Below are 7,930 nucleotides of genomic sequence, written 5' to 3'. Positions count from 1 at the left end.
TATTGCGCCACCACCAGGGTCACCGGACGCCCGTCGCGGGCCAGGCGGTCCACGGTCTCGGCCAGGGCCCGGCCGCCGTGGGGATTGTGCGCGCCGTCCAGCCACAGGTCGGCGCCGCGCGCCACCGCCGCCGCGCCCAGCGGTCCGGCCGTCAACCGCTGGAACCGCGCGGGCCACACCGCGCCCGCCACCCCCTTGGCCAGGGCGGCCTCGTCGATGCGCGGGTCGCCCCAGGTCAGCAGGGCCATGACGGCCAGCGCCGCATTGCCCACCTGGTGCGGGCCGTAGAGCCCCGGCAGCGGCAGGTCCAGCAACCGGTCCGGCGTCTGGATCAGCATTCGGCCGTTCTCTTCCCAGGCGTCGATGTCGCGGCCCATGGCCAGCATCGGGGCGTCCAGGCCCTCGGCTTCCCGCGCGATGACCTCGAAGGCTTCCTCGATCTGGCGCGCGACGATCACCGGGCGGCCCTGCTTGATAATCCCGGCCTTCTCCCAGGCGATCTTCGTCAGCTCCGGCCCCAGCATCTCCAGGTGGTCGTAGTCGACCGGCGTGATGATGCAGACCGCCGGCGCGTCGAAGACATTGGTGCAGTCAAACCGCCCCCCCAGCCCAACCTCGATCACGCAGAGGTCGGCCGGGGTCTGGGCGAAGGCCTTGAGGGTCATGGCCGACATGATCTCGTTGAAACTGATCTCGCCGCCGTCATTCTCGGCGATCGAGGTGTCGATCAGCTCGCGCAGCCGCGCCTCGCCGATCAGTTCGCCGGCGATGCGGATCCGCTCGGCGAACCGCACCAGGTGGGGCGAGGTCAGGACGTGGACCTTCAGCCCCGCCGCCTCGGCGATGGCCCTTAAGTAGGCGGTGGTGGAGCCCTTGCCATTGGTGCCCGCCACGTGGATCACCGGCGGCAGTTTGTCCTGCGGCCTTCCCATGGCCTCCAGCAGGCGCAGGACCCGCCCGGTGGACAGGTCAATCAGGGACGGGAATTCGTCGCGCAGCCGCGCGATCATCGCGTCGAAGGCGCGGATCTCATCATACATGGGGTGTGGCCTGGAGAGGGCTGAACGGGATCAGGCGGAGGCGAGGGGATCAGGCGGCTTTTGAAGCGTTTCGTCCCATCATGAGGGTCGTCAGGAGCGAGCCGAGCACGGTGGTCATCTCGCTGCGGGTCACCACCCGGTCCACCATGCCGCGCTCCACCAGGAACTCGGCGCGCTGGAAGCCCGGGGGCAGGGTCTCGCGGATCGACTGCTCGATCACCCGGCGGCCGGCGAAGGCGATCATGGCGTTCGGCTCGGCCAGGTGGATGTCGCCCAGCATGGCGTAGGAGGCGGTCACCCCGCCGCTGGTGGGGTCAGTCATCACCACGATATAGGGCAGGCCGGCGTCCTTGACCTCGTTGACCGCCACCGTGGTGCGGGCCAGCTGCATCAGGGACAGCGTCCCTTCCTGCATCCGGGCGCCGCCCGAGGCGGTGAAGATCACGAAGGGAACCTGGCGGCGCACGGCTTCCTGGGCGGCCTTGATGAAGGCCTCACCCGCGGCCATGCCGAGCGACCCGCCCATGAAGGCGAAGTCCTGCACCACCACCACGCAGTCCTGGCCCTTGATGGCGCCGAACGCGATGACCATCGCGTCCTGCTCGCCGGTGGTCTTGCGGGCCGACTTCAGGCGGTCGGGATAGGAGCGGTCGTCGGGGAACTTCAGCGGGTCTTCCACCACGGTCGGCGAGGCGATGCGCTCATAGGCGCCGTCGTCGAAGGTGTAGCCCAGGCGCTGCTTGGCGCCGATCCGCATGTGGTTGCCCGACGGAGTGACCCACAGGGCCGCCTCCAGGTCCGAGCGATAGATCATCTCGCCGGTGTCGGGGCATTTGACCCAGAGATTCTCCGGGGTCTCGCGCTTGGCCACCAGATTGCGGACGCCCGGCGCGATCTTGGCCAGCCACCCGCCCCGCTCCCGAGGCGTGGGCACGCTCGGCGGCTTCTGGGACTTGTCGTTCTTGTGCTCAGCCATCGCCATGTGAACTACACCGTCGGGCTTGCGACTCGCGCCAAGCGCACAGCCTTAGCCAAGGATTCCACTTTGGAAAGAACCCGCGTGGTCACGGTTTCGTTCATCGCCAGGCTTGCGGCGATCTCCTCCACCAGGGCCGAGCCCACCACAACGCCGTCAGCGACCCGGGCCACAGCCTCGGCGCGCTCCGGCGTCTTGATGCCGAACCCGACACAGACCGGCAGGCCGCCCGCCGCCCGCACCCGGGCCACGTGGGGCGCGACGGCGGCCGCATCGGCCTCCTTCACCCCGGTCACGCCGGCCACCGAGACGTAGTAGGCGAACCCCGAGGTGCGCCGCGCGATCACCTTCAGGCGCGCATCGTCGCTGGTGGGGGTCGAAAGCAGCAGCAGGGACAGCCCCTCCGCGTCCAGGGCGTCGGCCAGGGGGTCGGCCTCCTCGGGCGGGATATCCACCACGATCAGGCCGTCGGCTCCGGCCGCCGCGGCGTCCTGGGCGAAGGCGACAAAGCCCCGGTTCACCAGGGGATTGGCGTAGCCCATCAGGATGATCGGCGTCGTCTGGTCGTCCTTGCGGAACGCCGCGATCATGGCCAGGGTCTTGGCGAGCGTCATGCCGCTGTCGAGCGCGCGCAGGGCGGCGCGCTGGATCGTCGGCCCCTCTGCCATGGGATCGGAGAAGGGGAAGCCCACCTCGATCAGGTCGGCGCCGGCGGCCGGCAGGCCCTTCAGGATCTCCAGGCCACGGTCATAGTCGGGGTCGCCGGCCATGATGTAGGCCACGAAGGCGGCGCGGTTCTCGGCCTTCAGCGCGGCGAAACGCGCGTCGATACGGGCCTTGGTCAAATCGCCATCCCCAGATGGGCGGCGACGGTGGCCACGTCCTTGTCGCCGCGACCCGACAGATTCAGCACCACGACCCCGCCCTTGCCGACGTCGCGAGCCACGTCGCCCAGGCGGGCGATGGCATGCGCGCTCTCGATGGCCGGCAGGATGCCCTCCAGCTCGGCGCAGAGCTTGAAGGCGTCCAGCGACTCCAGGTCGGTGGCGGTGAGGTAGGTCGCGCGCCCCACGTCATGCAGCCAGGAATGCTCGGGGCCGATGCCGGGATAGTCCAGGCCGGCCGAGATGGAGTGGGCCTCGGTGATCTGGCCCTCGGCGTCCTGCAGCAGATAGGTCATGTTGCCGTGCAGGACGCCCGGACGGCCGCCATTGATGGCCGCGGCGTGACGTCCGGTCTCCATGCCCTCGCCCGCGGCCTCGACGCCGATCAGCTTGACGCTCTCGTCGTTGAGGAACGGGTGGAACATGCCGATGGCGTTGGAGCCGCCGCCGACGCAGGCGACCACGGCATCGGGCAGGCGGCCCTCGGCCTCCATCACCTGGGCCTTGGTCTCGCGGCCGATCACCGACTGGAAGTCGCGCACCATCTCCGGATAGGGATGCATGCCCGCCGCGGTGCCGATCAGGTAATAGGTGTCGTGGACGTTGGTGACCCAGTCGCGCAGGGCCTCGTTCATGGCGTCCTTCAGGGTCGCCGAGCCGGAGGTCACAGCCTCCACCCGGGCGCCCAGCAGGTTCATGCGGAAGACGTTGGGCTTCTGCCGCTCCACGTCGACGGCGCCCATATAGACCACGCAGGGCAGGCCGTACTTGGCGCAGACCGTGGCCGAGGCGACCCCGTGCTGACCCGCGCCAGTCTCGGCGATGATCCGGGTCTTGCCCATGCGCCGCGCCAGCAGGATCTGGCCGATGCAGTTGTTGATCTTGTGGGAGCCGGTGTGGTTCAGCTCCTCGCGCTTCAGATAGATCCTGGCGCCGCCGAAATGCGCGGTCAGCCGCTCGGCGAGATAGAGCGGGCTGGGCCGACCCACATAGTGCGTCATCAGCCCCGACAGCTCAGACTGGAAGGCCGGATCGGCCTTGGCGGCGCGGTAGGCGGCGTCCAGCTCGTGGACCAGGGGCATCAGGGTCTCGGGGACATAACGTCCGCCGAAGTCCCCGAACCGTCCATTGGCGTCAGGATAGGCGGCGTAGTCGTTGGGCTTGGCGGTGGGCGCGTTCACGTCACTATCACTCGGCTTGGGATCGGGGCTCAGGCAATACGTTCAGGCGCGGCGTACGGCTTCAAGAAACGCCGTGATCAAGGCCGGGTCCTTTAGGCCGGGACCGCGCTCCACGCCAGAGGAAACGTCCACCATGGGCGCGCCCGACAGCCGCACGGCGTCGACGACGTTCCAGGGATCGAGGCCGCCGGCCAGGAACCACGGTTTCTGGAACCGGTGGCCCATCATCAGGGTCCAGTCGAACCGCGCGCCATTGCCGCCGGGCAGTTCGGAATCCTGCGGCGCCTTGGCGTCGAACATCAGGTGGTCGGTCGCCGCCTCATAGGCCTTGGCGGCCGAGAGATCATGGGCCGTGGAGATCGACAGCGCCTTGATGATCCCGGCTCCGGTGCGCGCGGACACCGCCCGCGCCCGCGCTGGCGTCTCGGCGCCGTGAAGCTGGAACAGGTCGGGCTTGAGAATGGCCGCCAGGCGGTCGACCAGTTCGTCATCGGGATCGACGGTGACCGCCACGATCTTCACGTTCCGGGCCCGGGCCTCCGCCGTCAGCCGGTCGGCGGCGTCAGGGGTGATGTTGCGGGGGCTCTTCTCGAAGAACATGAAGCCGATATGGCTGACGCCGCCGGCCACGGCGGCGCTCACCGTCTCGGGCGTGGAAAGTCCGCAGATCTTGGTGGGCACGGTCATGGGGCCGATAAGGGCTATCGCGCCCTCGAATTCAAGGCTTGGCCTGGTTCTTCAGCAGGTCGCGGATCTCGATCAACAGGGCTTCCTGCGGCGGGGGCAGCGGCTTTTCGGCGGGTGAAGCCTCGGCGTCGTGGCGGCGGATGGTGTTCACGCCCTTGACGATCAGGAACACCACCCAGGCCACGATCACGAACTTGATCATGGTGTTGAAGAAGGCGCCGTACTGGATGGCCACCAGTTCGTTGGCCTTGGTGATGGCGTTGTCGGGCTTGAGCACCAGCTTCAGGTCGGAAAAGTCGACCCCGCTCAGCAGCAGGCCGATAGGCGGCATCACCACCTGGTCCACCAGGCTTTTCACGATGTCATTGAAGGCCGCCCCAACAATCACGCCGACGGCCAGGTCGATCACATTGCCGCGGGCGATGAACTCGCGGAATTCGGAGAAGATGCTCATGGTCACGCTCTGGCCCGGGGATGTGGCAGGATCATGAGCAGGCTGAATCGGGTCAAGCATGAGCGAGCAGGCGCTGAAGCATTTCGGGGTGACCGAGGCCGACCTGCTGGGCGCAGGCGTCCAGAGCCGCGCCTATGGCATGGGTCGCGAAGCCGTGCTGCGGGTGTTCTCCGCTGAGACCCCGCTGACCCATGTTCGAGCCTTGGACAGCTTCTACCGCGGGCTTGACACCCGGGCGGTCGGTTTCCAGGTTCCCCGCTTCGACGAGGTTCTCGATGTGGAGGGGACGCCCTGCGTGGTGGAGCCGCGCATTCCAGGCGTCGAGCTCACCCGTTTCCTGGCGGCCGCCTCGCCGGAGGCCCGCCGGCAGGCCCTGGCCAACTACATGGTGGCCGCCGGTGAAATCCAGACGATCGGCTTCGACGCGCCCTATCACGGCCAGATCCTGGGAGGGGCCCCGATCCGCGCCGACAGCTGGCCAGGCTATCTGGGCCGCCGGGCGAGGGCCTCGCTGGACGAAGCGCCCTGGGCCCTAGCCGACCTGAAGGCCCCGGCGGGGGTCCTGGAACTCTTCGACGGCTTGGCCCAGGCCCGCGCCGAGGCGCCGCGCAGGCTGGCGCACGGGGACTATCATCCGGGCAATGTCTTGGTGGACGAGGCGGGCGCGGTCACCGGTGTCATCGACTTCAGCATCCAGGCGGTGATGGGCGACCCGCTGCTGGACCTGACCTCCGCCGCCTTCTTCCTCGACGACAAGGCCGACCGCGCCTACGCGGCCAGCCAGGCGGAAGGGTTCGCGGGCTTCGAAGAGGCCACCCGGCTCTACTGGCTCTATTACAGCTTTTTCTATCTCAGCACCAAGGCGACCAAGCCAGCGCTCTACGCCCTCTGCGCCCGCAGCCTGAACCAGGCCCTGGACTGACGCCTATTCGTCGGCGTTGAGCCGCTCGCGCAGTTCCTTGCCGCTCTTGAAGAAGGGCACGTGCTTGGCGCGGACCTCGACGGCCTCGCCGGTGCGCGGATTGCGGCCGGCCCGGGCGTCGCGCGAGCGGACGGACAGCGCGCCGAAGCCACGCAGTTCCACCCGGCCGCCGTTCTCCAGGGCCTGGATCATGCGCTCAAGAATCACCCCCACCACGCGCTCGATATCGCGCTGGGTGAGGTGCGGGTTTTCCTCAGCGAGTTTGGCGATCAGCTCAGACTTGATCATGCCTTCTTCCGGTCGTTCGGCTGCGGAACATGGTCGAGTCCCTGAGGATGTTCAAGGCAGGAAAAGGGTTTACGGCCCGGTGATGACAATCAGCGCCGAAAGCTTGGGCTCACTTGTCCCAAATCGGGGCCTGGAAAGGGTTGGCTGGCGAAATGCCGGTCTCTGTCGGTCACCCGACGCAGGGTGACAGCGGCGCGGTTCAACTCAGGATAGTGTGGTTTGCGAAAAAGAAAACGGCGGACCGGTTTCCCGATCCGCCGCTCTCTAGAACATCTGCGAGGGGTTCGAACGATTAGTCGTTCTTGGCCTTCTCGCGCAGGGCGGCGCCCAGGATGTCGCCCAGCGAGGCGCCGGAGTCCGACGAGCCGAACTGCTCGATGGCTTCCTTTTCCTCGGCCATTTCCAGGGCCTTGATCGAGAGACCGACCTTGCGGGCGGCCTTGTCGACATTGGTCACCTGGGCGTCGACGCGGTCACCCACGGCGAAGCGTTCCGGGCGCTGGTCGGCGCGGTCGCGGCTCAGGTCCGACTTACGCACGAAGGCGCTCATCGGGGCGTCGTCCTCACCGAAGCGAACCTCGATGCCGCCGGTGGTGACTTCCGTCACCGTGACGGTGATGGTCTGACCCTTGCGGAAGAAGTCGCCCACCATGGGATCGCCGGCCAGTTGCTTGATGCCGAGCGAGATGCGTTCCTTCTCGACGTCGACGTCCAGCACCCGGGCCTTGACCATTTCGCCCTTGTGATACTTGGCGATGGCTTCTTCGCCCGACGCCGTCCAGTCGAGGTCCGAGAGGTGGACCATGCCGTCGATGTCGTTCTCCAGGCCGATGAACAGGCCAAACTCGGTGGCGTTCTTGACTTCGCCCTCGACGGTCGAACCGACCGGGTGGGCTGCAACGAACGCGTCCCAAGGATTGTCCATGGCCTGCTTGAGGCCCAGCGAGACGCGACGCTTGGACGGATCGACGTCCAGGACGACGACTTCCACTTCCTGAGAGGTGGAGACGATCTTGCCCGGGTGGACGTTCTTCTTGGTCCAGGACATTTCCGACACGTGGACCAGGCCCTCGACCCCGGCTTCCAGCTCCACGAAGGCGCCGTAGTCGGTGATGTTGGTGATCCGGCCGGTGAACTTCGCGCCGACGGGATACTTGGCTTCCACGCCGTCCCAGGGGTCGGACTGCAGCTGCTTCATGCCCAGGCTGATGCGCTGGGTGTCGGGGTTGATCTTGACGATCTGCACCTTGACGGTGTCGCCCACGGCCAGGACCTGGCTCGGGTGGTTGACGCGCTTCCAGCTCATGTCGGTGACGTGCAGCAGGCCATCGATGCCGCCCAGGTCCACGAAGGCGCCGTAGTCGGTGATGTTCTTGACCACGCCTTCGCGGATCTCGCCCTCTTGCAGCTGGGAGACCAGCTCGGTGCGCTGTTCGGCGCGGGCTTCTTCCAGGATGGCGCGACGCGAGACGACGATGTTGCCGCGCGGACGGTCCAT

General features: G+C 67.5%; 9 protein-coding genes. 1 reads left to right on the top strand and 8 read right to left on the bottom strand.

The features are described from left to right. The 6 genes from RMO97_RS12505 to mscL all read right to left on the bottom strand — a co-directional run. On the bottom strand, nucleotides 1–1,040 hold a 1,040-nt coding region (locus tag RMO97_RS12505), incomplete at its 3' end, for a folylpolyglutamate synthase/dihydrofolate synthase family protein (protein ID WP_310541398.1). A 49-nt stretch (nucleotides 1,041–1,089) separates the two neighbouring features. Beyond that, entirely contained in the window at nucleotides 1,090–2,022 is a 933-nt protein-coding gene (gene accD / locus RMO97_RS12500) for an acetyl-CoA carboxylase, carboxyltransferase subunit beta (RefSeq protein ID WP_310541397.1), read from the bottom strand. A gap of 5 nt (nucleotides 2,023–2,027) precedes the next feature. Then, complete coding sequence (gene trpA, locus RMO97_RS12495) at nucleotides 2,028–2,861, bottom strand: tryptophan synthase subunit alpha (RefSeq protein WP_310541396.1); 834 nt, start codon at nucleotides 2,859–2,861, stop codon at nucleotides 2,028–2,030. Beyond that, entirely contained in the window at nucleotides 2,858–4,081 is a 1,224-nt protein-coding gene (trpB, locus tag RMO97_RS12490) for a tryptophan synthase subunit beta (RefSeq protein WP_310541395.1), read from the bottom strand. The genes trpA and trpB overlap by 4 nt, the downstream gene beginning before the upstream one ends. A 42-nt stretch (nucleotides 4,082–4,123) precedes the next feature. After that, nucleotides 4,124–4,768 carry a phosphoribosylanthranilate isomerase gene (locus RMO97_RS12485; protein WP_310541394.1) on the bottom strand — a complete coding sequence of 215 codons (645 nt, stop codon included), beginning with the start codon at nucleotides 4,766–4,768 and terminating at the stop codon, nucleotides 4,124–4,126. A gap of 31 nt (nucleotides 4,769–4,799) precedes the next feature. After that, nucleotides 4,800–5,222: a large-conductance mechanosensitive channel protein MscL gene (gene mscL / locus RMO97_RS12480; RefSeq protein ID WP_310541393.1), complete on the bottom strand. Its 423-nt coding sequence runs from the start codon at nucleotides 5,220–5,222 to the stop codon at nucleotides 4,800–4,802. Nucleotides 5,223–5,280: 58 nt separating this feature from the next. Here mscL and RMO97_RS12475 point away from each other — a divergent pair, with 58 nt between their 5' ends. Continuing rightward, on the top strand, nucleotides 5,281–6,144 hold the full coding sequence (locus tag RMO97_RS12475) for a phosphotransferase (protein ID WP_310541392.1): 864 nt from the start codon (nucleotides 5,281–5,283) through the stop codon (nucleotides 6,142–6,144). Between the two features lie 3 nt (nucleotides 6,145–6,147). Here RMO97_RS12475 and RMO97_RS12470 read toward each other — a convergent pair whose 3' ends face one another. Both RMO97_RS12470 and RMO97_RS12465 read right to left on the bottom strand, forming a co-directional pair. Continuing rightward, nucleotides 6,148–6,432, bottom strand: a complete 285-nt coding sequence (locus RMO97_RS12470; RefSeq protein WP_215343259.1) for an integration host factor subunit beta — start codon at nucleotides 6,430–6,432, stop codon at nucleotides 6,148–6,150. A gap of 292 nt (nucleotides 6,433–6,724) precedes the next feature. Continuing rightward, a partial coding sequence (locus RMO97_RS12465; RefSeq protein ID WP_310541391.1) for a 30S ribosomal protein S1 occupies nucleotides 6,725–7,930 on the bottom strand: 1,206 nt, incomplete at its 5' end.

This window comes from Phenylobacterium sp. (genome assembly GCF_031425575.1).
Taxonomy (GTDB): Bacteria; Pseudomonadota; Alphaproteobacteria; order Caulobacterales; family Caulobacteraceae; genus Phenylobacterium.
Note: the sequence above shows the minus strand (reverse complement) of the source record. Positions and strands in the feature narration are given on the sequence as shown.

Coding starts and splice junctions, on each gene's coding strand:
- accD (WP_310541397.1), bottom strand. CDS start 2,022: ATGGCGATGGCTGAGCACAAGAACGACAAGTCCCAGAAGCCGCCGAGC.
- RMO97_RS12485 (WP_310541394.1), bottom strand. CDS start 4,768: ATGACCGTGCCCACCAAGATCTGCGGACTTTCCACGCCCGAGACGGTG.
- mscL (WP_310541393.1), bottom strand. CDS start 5,222: ATGAGCATCTTCTCCGAATTCCGCGAGTTCATCGCCCGCGGCAATGTG.
- RMO97_RS12475 (WP_310541392.1), top strand. CDS start 5,281: ATGAGCGAGCAGGCGCTGAAGCATTTCGGGGTGACCGAGGCCGACCTG.
- RMO97_RS12470 (WP_215343259.1), bottom strand. CDS start 6,432: ATGATCAAGTCTGAGCTGATCGCCAAACTCGCTGAGGAAAACCCGCAC.